This is a genomic window from Gilliamella sp. N-G2 (assembly GCF_002142215.1).
Classification (GTDB): Bacteria; Pseudomonadota; Gammaproteobacteria; order Enterobacterales; family Orbaceae; genus Gilliamella.
Map to the genome: position 1 here is coordinate 22,548 of NZ_NAST01000022.1, position 18,268 is coordinate 40,815.

Genomic DNA, 18,268 nt, shown 5'->3' on the forward strand with positions numbered 1-18,268 from the left:
TTTTATTCTGTGATTTATGTCACATTTTATAAAAAATTTGGCTATATAATTTAAAACTCATCCCGTTACCAGTAACAGTCAAATTTTATTTCACATAAATTATCTAAAAGGAGATAAAAATGGGTAAGTTATCTGGTAAAAAAGTATTTATTACGGGTGCAGAACAAGGTATCGGCAAAGCAACAGCCAAAGAGCTGATTGAAGCCGGTTGTGATGTTTATCTGCACTACTTTAGTGGCGAAGAAGGCCCTAAAGAGTTAGTTGAGCTAGCCAATAAATTTGGTCAAAGAGCTGAATATGGCTATGCAGATTTAACCAAAGAAGAAGAAACGCAACAATGTGTTAATGCGGCAGCAGAATTTTTAGGTGGTATTGATATTCTTATCAATAATGTAGGCGGAATTATTGCCAGAAAATGGTTAGGTGAAATCGATAAACAATTTTGGCAAACCGTAATTGATGTCAATATGACTACCATGTTAAATGTTACCCAAAATGCACTAACACATTTAAAACAAGCTAAAGATGGCGCCAGTATTATCAATTTAGCATCGTTAGCTGGTCGATCTGGTGGTCATGCTGGCTCATTAGTTTACTCAATGACCAAAGGTGCTGTTTTAACTTGGACTCGGTCATTAGCAGCAGAACTTGGTGAGCATGGTATCCGAGTAAATGCTGTTGCTCCAGGTCTTATTCTTGGTACTCGTTTTCACAATCAGCATACCACTAAAGAATCAGCAGATGAAACCATAAGATCCATCCCATTAGGTCGAGCTGGTAGTTCTGAAGATGTCGCTAGGGTTATTAAATTTTTAGCATCAGAATACGACGGTTTTGTTTCTGGCGCAACAATCGATATTAATGGTGGAGTTTATAGAATGTAATTAGTTAACTTGACATAATACAAAGTTATGTCAAGAAACAAGGAAAATTGTATGATAAAAACTGAAATTCTTCATCCGCAGCTATTAGAAAAATTAGCAAAATGTGGACATAAAACAAATATATTAATTGCCGATAGTAATTATTCTTTTGTGACAAACTCTTCACCTAATGCCACAATTGTCTATCTTAATTTCTGTGTGGGAGAGATTAAAAGTACATTGATTCTCGAAAAAATCTTAAAATATATTAATGTTGAAAAAGCCGTTTTAATGGAAAGCCCAGCTGATTTTGTCAATGAAATTGAAGCAGAATACAAAGCACAACTCCCAGAAGCAGTAGAAATAGCACATGTTGCACGTAATGAATTTTATTCATTAGCTAAATCAAACGATACCTTGTTAGTTATTGCAACTGGTGAAAATCGGCGATTCGCCAATATATTATTAACTGTTGGAGTGGTGGCTTAGCGAGTTTCTAACTTTCATCTCTATTATTCATCACAAAAAAATACTCAAACTAAGTTTTGAGTATTTTTCTATTTCAGTTCATCATTTTTCTATATTTTAAATATTCATTTTTTTGATGAAAAAAGTCAAAATTGCCGAGCTAATTAGCGCTATTACCATAAATATAAAAGCATGATTATAACCACCATTAGCATTATCGATTAAGAACCCAATGATAAATGGAGATAATACCCCAGCAACTTGACCACCAAAATTAACAATGCTTGAAGCTTTACCCATAATCACCGGAGGGATCATATGCATTAACATTCCCCAGAAGATCGCAAAAGCAATAAACATAAATAGTGCTGATAGACATTGGAAAATAATAGCCGCTTGCAGATTATCAACCTGAAACATAAAGAAGAGAAATATGCCAGATATAAAAGCAGTTAAGCCATAAACATATTTTAATTTGTGTTCAAATTTATCAGCAAAATATCCACCGACTAATGTGCCTAATGCACCAAATAGGAAAGGAATTGCCGCCAACACCCCAGTTTTTGAAAGGGATAAACCTCTTGCTTCGAGTAAATAACTTGGTAACCAAGTTGTGAAACCCCAAAATGTAATATCAAACAAAAACCAGATAAGCGATAACTTCCATAGTATTGGCATTTTCAACACGTTTATTAACGAAGATGAACTGTTATCTACTGCTGTATTATTGTTATCTTGGCTATTGCTAACTTCTAACTCTTGCAATTCATTAGCATCAATCAAACTATTTTCAGTCGGATTGTTGCGGATAAACTTATAAATAAGTAATCCTAGTACGAACCCAGGAATACTTAATATAATAAACACATCACGCCAACCCAACCATTCAATTATAGCGACAGCAACAATAACTGAAATTGCTGGCCCTAAAGTATTAACTGATGATTGAATTGCTGTTGCTCTGCCCCGTTCTTTAGCTGGAAAATAAGTTGCAATTGTTTTCCAAGATGATGCGGGGAAACATCCTTCACCAGCACCAAATAAAAATCGAGTCAATAACATCAGAGGTAATACATAAATTAATCCAGTAAAGAGAGTAAACATTGACCACCAAATAATGGCAAAAGCCATCACTTTACGCGGGCCAAATTTATCTGATAAATACCCGCCCGGAATTTGAAATAACGCATAACCAACAAAGAAAGCACTGATAATCGAACCTTGTACTGTTTTGTCGATACCGAGATCTTGACCGATAAAAGGTAGCGATACATTCATTACCATCCGGTCAAGAAATGAGAGTAACCAACCTGACCATAAAAGTAATAGTATTGTATATCGTCCTTTCCATTTTTTTTGTTTATATCCAGAGTTAGAAATTTTATTGTGTAACTGATTCATTAAATTTCCTTTTGTTTAAATAGTGTTATCTTGATTAACTTGAAACAAAAGTTAATATTTGTAGCAATAGTAATCTATTGTTGATTTTTATCATTTAATCAATAGATTACTGTTTATTAATTTAAATCAAACGCTCAATATCCAATGGATATAATTTATTTCACTTAAGTGAACTTTTTATAATTATCAAATGTCTACTATTTATTTATTGTAGACATTCCAAGCAGCTTCTAATCCAGCTCCTTGAGTTGTTTTAAAGCCAACACGATTTAATACTGCTTCAAACGCAGTAAGGGTTTGCATTACACAAGATTTTCTTGCATTGTATCCCATAGTACCGATACGCCATACATTACCTTTCAGTGGACCAAAAGAGGCGCCAATTTCAATACCAAAATCATTGAGCATTAAACTGCGAACTTCAAGATCATTAATATGATCAGGTCGTACAACACCAACAACATTATTCATCTTATGAGATAAATCACCGAATAAGTTCAGACCCATTGCTTGTAAACCAGCAACCATCGCTGCACCATTGATACGGTGACGTTCAATAACATTATCTAAACCTTCTTGTAACACGATTCGAGCACATTCTCGTGCTGCATAAAGCATTGATGTGGCTTCAGTATGATGATTAATACGCTCAGATCCCCAATAACGAATAATCATATCAATATCGAAATAGTTAGAATAGATCATCTCATCACTACCGCTGGAGTCATTATCAGATCTTATACCTAATTCAACGCATTTACGTGCTTGGATGATTTCGACCATTTTCGGACCTAATGTGAGTGGCGCAACGCCTGGAGGCCCACTTAAACATTTTTGTAAACTGACTGAAACACCATCAAGTTGCCATTTATCAACTTCAAGCGGGTTACCAACAATTGAAGCTGTAGCATCAACATAAGATAATACGCCATGTCGACGGCAAATCTCACCAATATTATCTAATGGTTGTAACAAAGTTGTTGAAGTATCACCCTGAACACAAAGCAATAATTTTGGTTTAACTTTTTTAATCGCATCTTCGATAACATTAGGATCAATAACTTCACCCCATGGCACTTCAATAGTATGAACATCAGCACGACAGCGATGAGCAATTTCACATAGTAATAAACCAAAGCGACCAAACACAGGTATTAAGACTTTATCACCAGGTTTAATCGTTGATACTAATACTGCTTCAATACCTGCCCTTGCTGTTCCATCGATAACAAAAGTTTGTTCATTTTTGGTTTTGAAAATATCCCGATAAAGTGACATGGTTTGATTCATATAATCAGTCATAACTGGGTCAAATTGTCCAATCAAAGGAGCAGCCATTGCTCTAGTTACACGAGGATCTGCATTAATTGGACCGGGACCCATTAATAGCCGTGAAGGCGGATTAATTTGATCATATTTATTTAGATCTAACATTATTTTTTCCTTTATTAATATCGAGTTAATTAGTTGATGATCACACTAATTGGTAATTCATCTTCTTTTATCTATATTTTTTAAAAAATTATTGGCAAGGGGATGATGAAATCTGAATAGATTTACAATTTCATTCATCACTTTACCCATATGCGTTTTTTTCCATGCTAAGGATAATGGCGATGGTTTACGTTCATTAATAACTCGGCAAGCAATCAATTCACCCGAATCTAAATAAGATTGGCAGATTGATTTTGGCAAGAAACCTATCCCGAGTCCCCTTAAGTGGCAAGCCAACTTGGTTGAAATATTGGGAACAATAATCTCTGATTGACTCGGTAATAACCATGCCACTCGTTTATTCATATGAACAGATGTATCTTCAACATTAATTGCTGGGTATTTGCGTAATGTTTCATTCGATAACGCCCCCTCAATTTGAGTAATAGGATGATGTTTTGCCGCAACGAATACCCAACTAACTTCACCAAGCGGAAGTATGTTTATCATATTATCAAGCGATTCAGTACCTGTTGCACCGATGGCTAAATGGCATTCACCATGCAATAACGAGTCCCATACCCCCATATACACTTGTCGATTCACATTAAAGTGGGTGAAAGGGAATTTTTCTTTCAGAAAAGCCAATAAATCGGCAACAGCTTCAACATCATATAATAAATTATTGATAGTAATATTAATTTTACGTTCAACACCATCACGGATTTGTTGAAGCTCATCTGGCATAGTCGATAACCAAAGCAACCATTGGCTACACTGTTCATAAAGGTGTTGCCCAGCTAATGTAAGTGTCACGGTTCGAGTGGTTCGTTCAAAAAGTTGGGTATTGAGATCGGCTTCCAATGATTTAATGCGATAACTGATTGCTGCAGGTGTTTTGTAAAGTAGTTTTGCGGCTTTTGAAAAGCTGTTACTTTCTACTACTTTGATAAAGGTTCGCATGGTTTCTGTATCTAACATGATTTAATCCCTTAAAACAAAACGATCAATACCTAACCATATACCAAGTAAAAGATCTGATCCAGAGGTGTGGCCATAATTCATTAAGTTTTTTATCGATGAATGATGATAGTTACCTTTTACAAATGAGTTAATGAATTGTAATACCAGTATCGAAAATTTGCCTTGTAATGCATAATTTAAGAAGGCAACACTAACAGTTGTAGTTAATAAATCTAATGATAACTTTGCAAAGGCTGTTTTAAATCGTTGCATTCGATCAACAAAACAAGGATCACTTGAGGTGACTGCTAAAATGCCAACAATAATGTCATCAAAGCTTGGTGTTAAACCGGGACCTAAACCAATAAACGGCGAGATATCATCAACATTGCCATTCATTAAATTCATCATAATATTGCATAACTGATTTAATTGCTGTGGATAATGACCATTTACATTATTGCTTAATTGGCCAAATAATCCCGTAGGATTGTGAATTTGCTTTAACTGATTAGCAACTTGCAATTTACTAATGTTATTTAGTGAATACTTTTTTGAATTAAGTTGGCAAACATGTGTATCAAATGAAATGAAAAACGTGCCGATTTGTAAATCACCTGTCGACAATTGATAAAGCGATATCTTATTATTATCCAATAATAGCGACATAAGGAAATCAAAATCAGACGATTTAAACACTACACCCATTGGTGATAACCCACTGTTATAGCGATGTAATGTAATTAATTGCTGATTAGCCGTGATTAAATTAATGGTATGTTGATAACAACTAAATAGCGATAATTCGCCCTCTTTTATCGGAATATCAGCACTAATTAGTAGTGGTTTGATGATATGCGATGATTGAGCTATAAATAGACCATACTGTTGACAATAATCAATAGTATGGGTACTTAACTTAGATCGGTTAATCGGTTTATTTAAGCATTCATCATCTGCATATATCAATTTCATAATCTACACTTCTAATTTTTTAGCTAATGCTTCGAGTGCTTTTTCAAAACATGCTAATGGAGCTCTTACCGTTCCTGCACCAATTTGGCCCACACCTGCTTGTTTATGAGCTATACCAGTATTAATTAATGGTGTAATACCTGTTTCGACCACTAAGCGAAGATCTAAACCTAAACAACAGCCTTGGAAATTCCAAGTTGGAATTTGGAATAGCATATTATGTTCTAAATAAATTTCACTCATCTCTTCCGATACTTCATAAGCAGCATCTGTGCCACCCGCACCAACAAAACGAGTTACACCTGGTGCGGCAACCATAGCGGCTCCACCAATACCAAAAGTTTCAGTAATAGCACTATCACCAATATCTGGATTGGCGTCTTGTTGGGAATACCCAGTAAAGAAAAGACCTTGAGGGGTATTAACTGGTGCAGTAAACCACTGATCGCCAAGTCCACTGACTTTAATTCCAAACTCTTTGCCATTACGAGTCATTGCAGTAACAATGGTACCTTCTTTGATTTGCGCTGCGCTATCCATAATGGATTTACAAAATGCCATAGCAACATTTAAAAAGAACTGATCTGTCACACTTAAAAAGCTGAAGATTTCTTCCAATTCTTCCTTACTACGGTCAAGTAAAATTAATTTTGGAGAAAGCGTTCGTAACAATAGTGCTGAAGCAGCAATATTACGTTGGTGGAATTCATCACCCATAGTTATGGCTTGTGCCATAAGAGCCGTTAAATCGATACCTTTATCAAATAGTTTTAATGCATCATTTAATGCTGGTCCTAATGACTCCTTCATCCAACGATGACGGTCTAAAACCTCTTGGCCATAAGCACCAAAACGCATTACTTTACCAATGCCCTCATTTAAATTGCAGTAAGCTCGATTACCATGAGTGATATTTTCTACAACAATCATTGGCATATTGGCTGAAGTTATCCCGCCCATTGGACCAACAGCATTGACAGAGTGACACGGGATAAATTCTACTTGTCCAGATTCTAATAGATGCAAAGCTTGCTTTTCATCTTGTGCCCAACCTTCAAACAAGCATGCACCAATACAGGCTCCTTGCATTGGTCCAGTCATATCATGCCAAACAATTGGAGGACCAGCATGTAATAATTTTTTACCTTGCGCCAATGTTGGTACGGCTTCTTTAGCAGCAATAACACCTACCCAATGTGGTCTAGCCGCTTTAATTCGTTCAATAATTTTTTGGTTTGCTTCATTTATTGCGGTACTTAACATATCAAAACCTCTTAATTTAATTTTTGCAAAATAGCCGCTAATCTTTTATTGCCGCCGGCTATAGGCGCCCATTGATAATGCACAACAGGAATATTCGATGCCTGAAGATCTTCAGCAAAACTTCTTAAACCAGCATTAATAACACTAATATGACTTAATAAAGGATAAGGTTTAACTAAATTGGCAGATTTATTTGTTGTAATGAGTTTTTTAGCTAGCAAGATAGCTTCGGGTAAATTATTCATCACAACAATATTTGCTGATTTTAATGCTTCAATTTGCTTACTACGGCACTGAGGATCTTGTTCAGAACCGGTCACAGTTGCGATAGCAATTAATGGATGGTTATCGTCACGTTTAGCGCAAGCTTTCTGATAACCAGAAATCACTGATTCGGCAGGATCAGCATTTGCACCATAACCGATTACTAAATCAATAAGTAATACACCAACATCAGGTTTATTGCCGAGTTGAGCGATTTCATCTTCACGGATTGAAGGATCGATCATCGGATGAGGTTTACCTACTGTATAGAAATCATCACCTAAATCGATAATTTTATGTCCATTTTGTTCTAACATAACCCCTTTATCATGATGATGACTTGTTGTTAGATTCAGTTCCTCTGCCAACAGCATTGCCGCTTCTGAGGCTAAAGTTCCGCCAGTATACAATCCTGTAATAGTTTTGTTAGCTAAATTAGGTAAATTATTTGCTATTGCTTCAACTGGACTTAATAAACAGGCTAATCGAGCAGCTTCATCTAATGTTCTGGCAAAATAGATATTATAATCTTTAGGTTTATCAATTTTAGAGCCCAAAAATAGTGCTACTACAGGTTTATCAATTAACTTCATAGCCGAAATAACTTTTTCTCTAACACTTTCCGCAGGAGGTTTCGAGATAAAGGTAATGACTTGAGTTTCGGGATCAGCCGCTAACATTTTTAAGGCGGTGAGTGCACTAATTCCTCCAACTTCTAGAGATAAATCACGTCCTCCAAGACCAATAGCTTGGGTAATTCCCTGATTTAATAAAGCGATTTGCGAAACCACCTCTTGAATACCGGTGCCAGATGCACCGATTACCCCAATGTTTCCTTTTGGAATAACATTGGAAAACGCCAATGGAGCACCAGCAATAAATGCAGTCCCACAATCTGGCCCCATGACAATTAAATCTTTTTCAGCTGCTTTTGTTTTTAAACGGATTTCATCTTCAATTGATACATTATCAGAAAAGATCATAACGTTTTTATTATCATCTAAAGCGCGATCGGCTAACTCAGCAGCGTATTCACCCGCTATCGAAATTAAAACCAAATTGGCATCAGATAATTTTTTGGTCGCACTGGCTAGCCGTCTGGCTTTGAGCAGCTTTGCGCCACCTTGTTGAGCTTGAGCAATATTTTTTAAAGCATCTTCAAGTTGTTGACTGATTAACTCGACAACATCTGTAGAATCATCGTTGGTTTTAATCGCCACACAAATATCATTTGGTGTAGCATCATTAAAATTATCACTCCAAAAACCAGTTGCGGTTAATAAAGACTTATTGGCAGGAGTACCCATCATGACAGATACTTCATCAACCTCATCAAGATTACTGAGTTTTTTTGATATCAACATCAAACTGACGGAATCTTGAAAGCTTCCCTTTTTTATAAAAGATTGAATCATGAGAATAGGCCTCTCAAATATGATAAATGCTGTTAATTTTGAACCTCATTAAGCTCATTATAAAAATTTAACAATTAGATTGTACTTATATATTACGGAAAAAATCAGTAATAAGCAGTTTATACATCACAAAACAATTACAATAACAAAAATATAATATTATTTAAAATCAGTATTATAAAATATTGTTAAAAAATTTTTTATAATAGTAACTAATTAATTTAATTAAATTTCACAAATATAAAAAAGCTAGTTTGATCACATTATTATTTGCTATTAATAGTATGGTAAACAAATACAAAAAAACGTTTAAAATGCTCCTGAATATCGAAACAATACGATATGTGTAGTTAATATTAATCATGATTGATGTTAATAATGGACGGCGAGTTTTAAAAAATAGGTAAATATTAATGAATATTTTATATGATGATGTTGCTAATGCAGTTAAATGGATATCCAGTTTTGGTGGTTTAGAACAAGGTGGCACAACACGATTACTTTATACTACTGAGTGGCTGGCTGCCCAAAATGCGCTTAAAGAAAAACTTACGCAAATCGGCATGGATACCTATTTTGATGATGTAGGAAACTTATATGGCAGATTTGAAGGTAGCAAATATAAAGAACAGGTGATTATGTCTGGTTCCCATGTTGATACGGTCGTAAATGGCGGAAAACTTGACGGGCAATTAGGCATTATTGCTGCTATGCTTGCTATGAAATATCTAAAAGAAAACTATGGCCAACCATTACGCAGTTTAGAACTTATCTCAATGGCCGAAGAAGAAGGCAGCCGTTTTCCTTATGTCTTTTGGGGAAGTAAAAACGTCTTTGCCATAGCGAACAATGACGATGTAGCCACAATTCGAGATAATAATGGAATCAAGTTTGTTGATGCTATGAGCTGCTGTGGTTTTAAATTTAACAGCCAAAAAGCACGAACTGATATCAAAGCCTTTTTAGAACTTCATATTGAACAAGGTGGTGTGCTTGAAAGAGAACAAAAAAGTATTGGTGTTGTTACCAGCATCGTAGGCCAACGCCGTTATAATGTTCGTCTAGTTGGTGAAGCCAATCATGCAGGTACCACACCAATGAGTTACCGTAAAGATGCTATCTATGCCTTTAGCCGAATTTGCCACGAATCTATCAATAAAGCGATCAAGATAGGCGATCCATTAGTATTAACCTTTGGTCATGTTGATCCTAAACCCAATGTAGTTAATGTGGTGCCAGGTGAAGTGATGTTTACGATAGACTGTCGTCATACTGATCAAGCTGAACTCAAAAAATTCACTGAAGAATTGGAAGCCGATATGCTCGGTATCGCTAAACAACTCGGTCTTGAGATCGAAATAAATCGTTGGATGGATGAAGCGCCAATCCCAATGAATGATCAATTAATCAAAATGTTGAAAGATATCTGTCAACAAGAAAACCTTAGCTATCGTGTTATGCACAGCGGTGCTGGTCACGACTCACAGATTTTTGCACCACGAGTACCTACCGCCATGTTATTTGTTCCAAGTATCAAAGGTATAAGCCACAATCCAGCAGAAGATACTAAAACTGAAGACTTAGTCGAAGGCATAAAAGCATTAACCTATGCGCTTTACCAATTGGCTTATCAGGAATAATAAGGAAGTAAAATGACAACAATAGAAACAAAAGGTGGCATTCAGTACTGGCATAAAATTGTTGCTTTATTATTCCTTGGTTGGTTAGTAATGTGGATATATCGCCCTGTTTTAGCTGCGCTTTTTCCGGAGATTCAACAAACTGTAGGTCCACAATCAAACACTGAACTAGGATTAATTGCTAGTTGCTACTTTTTTTCTTATACCTTGATGCAAATTCCAGCAGGGATCTTAGTCGATAAATATGGTAAAAAAGCCGTGGTTATCCCAGGCTTTATTTTGTTCACTATTGCAGCGGTAATAATTGGTAATGCTCATTCGATGATGATGATTTATATCGGTAGCTTACTTGCTGGTTTAGGTTGTGGTTCTTATTATGGTTCTGCATGGTCACTGTCAGCAGAAAATATTCCTGCTGAACATCGTAGCTTTGCCTCGGCAATTATCAATACTGGTGCAGCATTAGGTATGGGGATTTGTTTACTATCTACCAGCTTTTTAGTTAAATCATTAGATATGCCATGGCAATATATGCTCTTCATTATTGCAGCATTAACTCTCGCTTTAATAGCTGGATTTGCCATAATCATTAAAGAGCCATCGATTAAAACTGTTATCGCACGCAACAAACAGCAAAAACATAAAACCGTAACCGAAACGACAACAAAACAAAAACACAGCTTTTTTACAAGCCCAATGGTTGCTTGTTATATCATGTACTTTGCCACTTGTTATGGCTATTACATGGTAGTAAGTTGGTTACCCAACTTTCTTGAAACTGAACGGGGTTTTTCCGGCGGTAGTGTTGGTTCAGCATCCTCGTTGGTTGCCTTCGCTGCTATTCCTGGTGCATTAGTTATCAGCAAAATTTCTGATAAATTTAGATCTAAACGACTGATGTTTATTATCGTATTAGAGCTGCTTTCAGCGGTAACACTGTTAATGGCGGTCCAATCAGCTACCATCACATTGTTGCTAATTGGCTTAGTCTTATATGGATTGTTTGGCAAATTTGTAGTTGAACCGATTTTGATTTCTCATGTTGCTGACATTGCCCCAAAAAATAGTTATGGCACCGCATTTGGTGTATTTAACTTTTTTGGTATGAGTTCATCCGTTATTGCACCACCGTTGACAGGTTTACTAGCGGATATAACCGGTACCAAAATTACTGGTTTTTATGTTGCTATAGCAATATTAATTATTGCAACGGCGTTATTCTTTTTAATTAATTTGCGTAAACATATAACTTACTGATTGCGCAAAATATGTCGACTATTTACCGAGCTATAGCTCGAGTAAATGGTCGACCAACTAAAAATTAGTAAATCAAGTTATGCTTTTAGGTTTACGTCTGTTCTACCTAAAATCCATAGCAGACCGAACATTATATGTTCCAAGGAGATCATTATGGGATATATCAATAATAATACCGGTTATCCAAAAGACCTGTTAGCATCACGCGCAGTTATCAAGCGTCAAAACTTCGCTTTAATTCCTCCAGATGGTTTGGTTAAAAATATTATTCCCGGTTTTGAAAATTGTGACATAACTATTTTAGCTACCCCTAAATTAGGCGCTTCGTTTGTTGATTATCTGGTTACCATGTATCAAGATGGTCAAAACTTACAAGGATTTGGTGATGATGGTATTGAGGTATTTGCTTATGTGATCGAAGGTGAAGTCAAGGTTAAAGCAAGTGAACAATCATATGATCTGCATGCTGGCGGATATATCTATTGCCCTGCTGGCGTTAAGCTTTACTTACAAAATTTGGCTTCTTCATCACGCTTATTTTTATATAAGCGTCGCTACAATCCTATTTTAGGTTACCAAACACGAGTTATTGTCAATCATGTTGAGCAATTAGAACGTGTTAATTATGAAAATATGAATAACGTATTTATTCAAGACCTACTGCCTAAAGAGCTCGGTTTTGATATGAACTTTCACATTCTCACCTTTTTACCTGGTGCCAGCCATGGCTATATTGAGACTCATGTACAAGAACATGGCGCCTACCTACTCAGCGGTGAAGGAATGTACCTACTTGATAATCAATGGATTCCAGTAAAAAAGGATGATTATATCTTTATGGGTGCTTATGCATTGCAAGCTTGTTATGCGGTAGGCCAACAGCCTTTGAGTTATATCTATTCCAAAGATTGTCATCGCGATATAAATATCTAAACAAAAAACTTTATTAGCTAAATATCTCAAAGGACACCATATGGAACTGATAGTTATTGCACTAGGTGGTAATGCAATTTCAAAACGAAACGAATTACTTTCTATTGATAACCAATATCAAAATATCAACAGCACCACCAAATTTATAGCAAAATTAGCCAATAAATATCGACTGGTAATTGTCCATGGCAATGGCCCCCAAGTAGGACTACTTGCCTTACAAAATGCCAGTTATCCAAGCGTGCCAGCCTATCCTCTCGATGTCCTAGTTGCACAAACCCAAGGCATGTTAGGTTATATGATACAACGCAGCTTACAACAATATGAAAATATCAACCAAGTCGCCTGCGTATTAACCCAAGTTGAGATCGACAATAACGATCCGTCATTTAAAGATCCAACCAAATATATTGGTCCTGTGTATAAACCAGAAGAACAACAGAATCTACAAAATCAATATGGTTGGCAATTCAAGCAAGATGGTAAATATGTTCGTCGAGTTGTGGCATCGCCAAAACCGAAAAAAATAATCGAGCTTGATACTATTAAAGAATTGCTAAGCCAGAATACTATCGTTATCTGTAACGGTGGTGGTGGTATACCTGTAATAAAAGATAATACTGGTTATAAAGGTGTTGAAGCTGTCATTGACAAAGATCATAGTGCAGCACAACTCGCTATTGAATTAAAAGCTGACCATCTAATGATATTAACCGATACAGATGCAGTGTATGAAAATTGGGGTACGCCACAACAAAAAGCTTTAGGAAAAGTCGATACCAAACGTATACAACCAATGGCTATTGATGATGGCGCCATGGGACCAAAAATAAAATCAGTGATTGAATTTGTTGAGCAAACAGGTAACACCGCTTATATCGGTAACTTAACTGATATTGAATCGCTATTAGCAAAAACCAAAGGTACCATTATCAGCCAATAGCACCTATAAAACTCAGCAGTAACGGATAGATACATTGGACAGGAGTTTAAATATGAGATTAGACAGACAAACACTACATAACTTGATTGCCAAAAAGTTACATAAAGCTGGATTAACTCAAGAGCATGCCGATATCGCCGCAAATACACTGGCATTTGCCGATGCCAGAGGTATTCACTCACACGGCGCCGTACGAGTTGAATATTACGCTGAACGGATTGCCAAAGGCGGCATGACTCCTTATCCTAATGTCACCTATAAGGAGACGGGCCCTTCGTCAGCAATCTTAGATTTTGATAATGGTTGTGGATTAGTTGCTGCTAAGGTCGGTATGGACAAAGCGATAGCAATGGCGAAGAAAAATGGTGTTGCAGTAGTGGGGATTCGTCGAATGTCACACAGTGGTTCATTGTGCTATTTTACCGAGATGGCGGCCAAACAAAACTTAGTCGCCATATCCATGTGCCAATCGGATCCAATGGCAGTCCCATATGGCGGTGCTGAAGAATTTTTTGGTACCAATCCTATTGCATTTGCTGCTCCCACCAATGACGAGCGAATTGTCTCATTCGATATGGCGACTACTGTTCAAGCTTGGGGAAAAGTATTATATGCTAGATCCAAAGGTGCCCAAATTCCAGCTACATGGGCGGTTGATGAATTAGGTGAGCCTACTACTGATCCATATAAAGTAAATGCACTATTACCGATTGCCGATGCTAAAGGTTATGGATTAATGATGATGGTTGATGTACTTTCTGGCATATTACTTGGCTTACCATTTGGTAAAAATGTTTCATCCATGTATGCTGATTTATCCAAAGGGCGTGACCTTGGCCATCTGCATATTGTTATCAATCCTGAATATTTTATTGGCCTTGATATATTTAAACAAAGTATGTCTACTATGCTAGACCAACTAAAACAAACTAAACCAGCCAAAGGTAATAGTGAAGTTTTCTTCCCGGGAGAACGAAGCAAAAAACGTGAAGCCGATTATCAAAAAAATGGTATAGAAATTGTTGATGATATTTATAACTATTTAATTAGCGATGATATTCACTATAATCGATATGATCATAAAAATAAATTTGCGGAATAGTATCGAGGTTAAAAACCCCCTCTCCTCAAATTTTTTTATTCGGTGAGTTTCGGACGTTTTGTTGTTTGGTGGCTATTTCTAAATGGCAATTACGTCCGAGTAAAGAGGGTTTACGCAACTATTCTTTACCAACTCTCGCAGCGACCACGCAAGTGGTCACGATGTGACTGCCTTCTGCCTTCGTTTAAGCCGGTTAACTAGACTTGCATATTTCTGCTTTCTAGTTTAATTTAACAACACAAATTTTTTTATATTTCGAGACTAAACATGACAATATCATTTAAAGAGCAGCAACAACGAATCAATTTTGTTAAACAATTTTTTGCCGATCAATTAGCAAATAATCTATCATTAATTGAAGTTCAAGCACCAATATTGAGTCAAATTGGTGATGGCGTTCAAGATAATTTGTCAGGTACCGAAAAAGCCGTTCAAGTTAATATTAAAAGTATTCCTAATGCACAATTCGAAGTTGTTCATTCACTAGCTAAATGGAAACGTAAAACGTTAAGTCAGCACAATTTTCCTGTTGGTGAAGGCATTTATACAAATATGAAAGCTCTGCGCCCGGATGAAGATAAACTTTCACCTATTCACTCTGTTTATGTTGATCAATGGGATTGGGAAAAAGTGATTCGTCCCGAAGATCGCAATTTAGCTTATTTAAAACAAACGGTTGAAAAAATTTATAGTGCGATTAAAGCGACTGAAAAAGCAGTTTCCGAAAAATATCATCTATCGCGTTTTTTACCCGAAACAATTACCTTTATGGATAGTGAACAACTGTTAAAACGTTATCCAAATTTATCACCAAAAGAGCGTGAAAATGCAATTACCAAAGAGTTAGGCGCCGTATTTTTAATTGGTATTGGTGGTGAATTATCAAATAATGAAAAACATGATGTCCGTGCTCCTGATTATGATGATTGGAGTAGTGATAATGAAATGGGTTCAAAAGGCTTAAATGGTGACATTTTAGTTTGGAATCCTGTGTTAAATAGTGGTTTTGAAATCTCATCAATGGGGATCCGTGTCAATCCAGAAACCTTAAAACGACAATTAAAACTGACTAATAATGAAGATCGCCTTGAATATGCATGGCATAAAGCATTAGCTAATGGTGATTTTTTACAAACAATTGGTGGTGGAATTGGCCAATCACGATTAACCATGTTACTTTTACAGCAACAACATATTGGTCAAGTACAAGCAAGCGTTTGGGACGATGCCACCAAACAAAATTATTCAAAACTACTTTAGTTTAAACATTGTTTAAATATAGTTCAAATTCAGCATACTTTATCTATAGTGGTAAAGTATGTTTGTTATTTAAATACTTTTATCTAATCCCATTTGCCAAAAACCAATTTCAAGTTTAGTTGCTTGCCTAAATAGTTTTGTTAAATGTTCAATGCGACTAGCATCTAAATTTACTAACCGCTGATCAATCCATGCTATTTCATTTTGCATTGTTTGTTGGAACTCCTTGCTAGCATACATTTTAACCCAACTATTATACCTATTGTTGTTAGCATCATACCAATGTTGTTTGGTTAACCAATCAGCAATCATACCGTAACCAATTAAACAAGGCGCTAATACAATATGCAAATCTAATATATCCCCATGTAATCCAACATCCAACACATAACCCGTATATTTACTATTTGCTTTGGCTTCAGTTAATAGATTAAGTTCGTTCTCAGTTATTTGCCACTTTTTACAATATTCAATATGTAAGTCTAGTTCAACTTCAACAATTGCTTTCAAGCTATTTAAAGATTGTTTGATTTCAGCCAGATCATGACTTTTATACACTGCTACCCCCCATGCTCGGGAAAAATTGATAAGAAAAAGATAATCTTGTTTTAAATAGTGTTGAAAGCAGGCAATATCTAAAGTACCTTTACCTAATTGTTGAATAAACTCATGTTGAATATAGTTATCCCAATCACTTTGGCATGACTCAATAAGTGAATAAAATGACGACATGATGACTCCTTTTTATAAAAATTAGTAAGTAAGGAGTTCAACAGACTTGCAGAAAAGCGTGTTTTATACTCCCTTCGTCGGTACTAACCGAATCAGGTTCAACGGGTATAATCTCAGCCTAAGGCACCCCGGTTTAACATTTATTTTATAAAAATATATAAAATAGATAAGTACAAATTTATTATTTAGGCCTTCCTTTGATTATTCTGTTTTTTGTTCTATTTTTGGTTCCTGATTTTCTGTAGTTGACGGTGCAGAAGTTTGAACTTTTTCTCTTTCAGCTTCAGAAGGTACTGGGGCTGGTGCTGGAGTAGTGGTTGAATCCGAAGCTGGTGCGGAAACTTGAGTCTGAACTGGATGGTCACTTACATTGGGTATATTATTACTTTTTTCCGTTTGTAGGCTTGGTGAAATTGATGATTCGACAGATGTTTTTGATTCATCTTTAGTAATTTTTGTAGAACTGTATTGAGCCCGAATATAGACAATGCTTTGTTTACCACGGTCACATGACCCTACTATTTGACCTTTTATGGTTTGTTCGTCTTGGTCTGATGGAACAAGTTTTAATTGGAAATTGTCTTCATTAACGCCGTTGTTTTTGATTTTTTCAGCAATATTCGCACTAATTTCATCACAATTAGATGCAGAAGCAATTATAGGAAGACCTAACAATAACACTATCGCTAACTTTTTCATACTTTTTCCTTTATTTCATGTAAGATAAATTCATTATAGAACTATTGTTTAAACTGTCTATATCGTTTTAAACAATGTTTCAAATAAATTTAATCAATATACTAAAAAAGCTAGCTTTATATCAAATTAGATAAATTCTTTCTCAATTATGTACTTGGTGTTGATTTTCGAGTAATTTTAATTTATTTAGCACCCAAGACCGAATATCGGATAATTCAGTCTCAGATAATCGATTAACAAAATCTCTTTTTTCGTGCAGTTGTTTGCGATCCTCTTCAGTCAGAACTACACCTTTTAAATTTAAAAGTACCTCTTTACGGTAAATAGAATAGATAAAATCTTTTATCAAATCATCGGAAAGATTAATGTCAACCATTTTGATTTCCTTATTTTTATTAAGTTTATCTAATTAATCATTAAATTAAATTTAATTAGTATCTGAATTAATGACATCATTATTAATTTGAAAAATGAATCTAACCCCATGAAATAGGCTAAGGCTAGCTCTAACTATAATCCAATCACTTTTAGATGACAATACTCGAACCAAACGAAAAAACAATAAGTTAGAAATTAATGCAATTACTCGATTTTAAATTATTCACTTTTTTATTTGATAAGTATTTAATAAACCTGTTAATAACTATCTAATACTA

General features: G+C 35.6%; 17 protein-coding genes and 1 riboswitch. Of the genes, 8 read left to right on the top strand and 9 right to left on the bottom strand.

What is annotated here, in order from left to right; translation table 11 throughout:
- Positions 1–119 precede the first annotated feature (119 nt).
- Both B6C99_RS10145 and B6C99_RS10150 read left to right on the top strand, forming a co-directional pair.
- The gene (locus B6C99_RS10145) at positions 120–884 is read left to right on the top strand and encodes an SDR family NAD(P)-dependent oxidoreductase (RefSeq protein WP_086359712.1); all 765 of its coding nucleotides are present in this window, start codon (positions 120–122) and stop codon (positions 882–884) included.
- Between the two features lie 51 nt (positions 885–935).
- Positions 936–1,352: an RbsD/FucU family protein gene (locus B6C99_RS10150; protein ID WP_086359713.1), complete on the top strand. Its 417-nt coding sequence runs from the start codon at positions 936–938 to the stop codon at positions 1,350–1,352.
- Between the two features lie 96 nt (positions 1,353–1,448).
- On the opposite strand, the gene B6C99_RS10155 is transcribed toward B6C99_RS10150, so the two are convergent.
- The 6 genes from B6C99_RS10155 to B6C99_RS10180 all read right to left on the bottom strand — a co-directional run bounded on the left by B6C99_RS10155 (position 1,449) and on the right by B6C99_RS10180 (position 9,046).
- Complete coding sequence (locus B6C99_RS10155) at positions 1,449–2,732, bottom strand: MFS transporter (RefSeq protein ID WP_086359714.1); 1,284 nt, start codon at positions 2,730–2,732, stop codon at positions 1,449–1,451.
- Between the two features lie 201 nt (positions 2,733–2,933).
- Positions 2,934–4,166, bottom strand: a complete 1,233-nt coding sequence (locus B6C99_RS10160) for an alanine--glyoxylate aminotransferase family protein (RefSeq protein ID WP_086359715.1) — start codon at positions 4,164–4,166, stop codon at positions 2,934–2,936.
- Positions 4,167–4,223: 57 nt separating this feature from the next.
- Entirely contained in the window at positions 4,224–5,147 is a 924-nt protein-coding gene (gene allS, locus B6C99_RS10165; RefSeq protein ID WP_086359716.1) for an HTH-type transcriptional activator AllS, read from the bottom strand.
- A 3-nt stretch (positions 5,148–5,150) separates the two neighbouring features.
- Entirely contained in the window at positions 5,151–6,104 is a 954-nt protein-coding gene (locus B6C99_RS10170; RefSeq protein ID WP_086359717.1) for a DUF2877 domain-containing protein, read from the bottom strand.
- Between the two features lie 3 nt (positions 6,105–6,107).
- Complete coding sequence (locus tag B6C99_RS10175; RefSeq protein WP_086359718.1) at positions 6,108–7,367, bottom strand: DUF1116 domain-containing protein; 1,260 nt, start codon at positions 7,365–7,367, stop codon at positions 6,108–6,110.
- An 11-nt stretch (positions 7,368–7,378) separates the two neighbouring features.
- Complete coding sequence (locus B6C99_RS10180; protein ID WP_086359719.1) at positions 7,379–9,046, bottom strand: acyl-CoA synthetase FdrA; 1,668 nt, start codon at positions 9,044–9,046, stop codon at positions 7,379–7,381.
- Positions 9,047–9,459: 413 nt separating this feature from the next.
- On the opposite strand from B6C99_RS10180, the gene allC reads away from it, so the two are divergent.
- The 6 genes from allC to asnA all read left to right on the top strand — a co-directional run bounded on the left by allC (position 9,460) and on the right by asnA (position 16,181).
- The gene (allC, locus tag B6C99_RS10185; RefSeq protein WP_086359720.1) at positions 9,460–10,686 is read left to right on the top strand and encodes an allantoate deiminase; all 1,227 of its coding nucleotides are present in this window, start codon (positions 9,460–9,462) and stop codon (positions 10,684–10,686) included.
- 12 nt (positions 10,687–10,698) lie between these two features.
- Positions 10,699–11,943, top strand: coding sequence for an MFS transporter (locus B6C99_RS10190; RefSeq protein WP_086359721.1), 1,245 nt, complete (start codon positions 10,699–10,701; stop codon positions 11,941–11,943).
- Positions 11,944–12,096: 153 nt separating this feature from the next.
- The gene (allE, locus tag B6C99_RS10195; protein ID WP_086359722.1) at positions 12,097–12,876 is read left to right on the top strand and encodes a (S)-ureidoglycine aminohydrolase; all 780 of its coding nucleotides are present in this window, start codon (positions 12,097–12,099) and stop codon (positions 12,874–12,876) included.
- 40 nt (positions 12,877–12,916) lie between these two features.
- Positions 12,917–13,819: a carbamate kinase gene (locus B6C99_RS10200; RefSeq protein ID WP_086359723.1), complete on the top strand. Its 903-nt coding sequence runs from the start codon at positions 12,917–12,919 to the stop codon at positions 13,817–13,819.
- A 52-nt stretch (positions 13,820–13,871) separates the two neighbouring features.
- Positions 13,872–14,921 carry an ureidoglycolate dehydrogenase gene (allD, locus tag B6C99_RS10205; RefSeq protein ID WP_086359724.1) on the top strand — a complete coding sequence of 350 codons (1,050 nt, stop codon included), beginning with the start codon at positions 13,872–13,874 and terminating at the stop codon, positions 14,919–14,921.
- 267 nt (positions 14,922–15,188) lie between these two features.
- On the top strand, positions 15,189–16,181 hold the full coding sequence (gene asnA, locus B6C99_RS10210) for an aspartate--ammonia ligase (RefSeq protein ID WP_086359725.1): 993 nt from the start codon (positions 15,189–15,191) through the stop codon (positions 16,179–16,181).
- Positions 16,182–16,250: 69 nt separating this feature from the next.
- Here asnA and tenA read toward each other — a convergent pair whose 3' ends face one another.
- From tenA to B6C99_RS10225, 3 genes are all read right to left on the bottom strand, one after another.
- Positions 16,251–16,913: a thiaminase II gene (tenA, locus tag B6C99_RS10215; protein ID WP_086359726.1), complete on the bottom strand. Its 663-nt coding sequence runs from the start codon at positions 16,911–16,913 to the stop codon at positions 16,251–16,253.
- Positions 16,914–16,965: 52 nt separating this feature from the next.
- Positions 16,966–17,054: riboswitch (TPP riboswitch) on the bottom strand.
- A gap of 60 nt (positions 17,055–17,114) precedes the next feature.
- A complete protein-coding gene (locus B6C99_RS10220) occupies positions 17,115–17,612 on the bottom strand; it encodes a DUF1161 domain-containing protein (protein WP_086359727.1) in 498 nt (165 codons plus the stop codon).
- A gap of 142 nt (positions 17,613–17,754) precedes the next feature.
- On the bottom strand, positions 17,755–17,988 hold the full coding sequence (locus tag B6C99_RS10225; protein ID WP_086359728.1) for a hypothetical protein: 234 nt from the start codon (positions 17,986–17,988) through the stop codon (positions 17,755–17,757).
- Positions 17,989–18,268 lie beyond the last annotated feature (280 nt).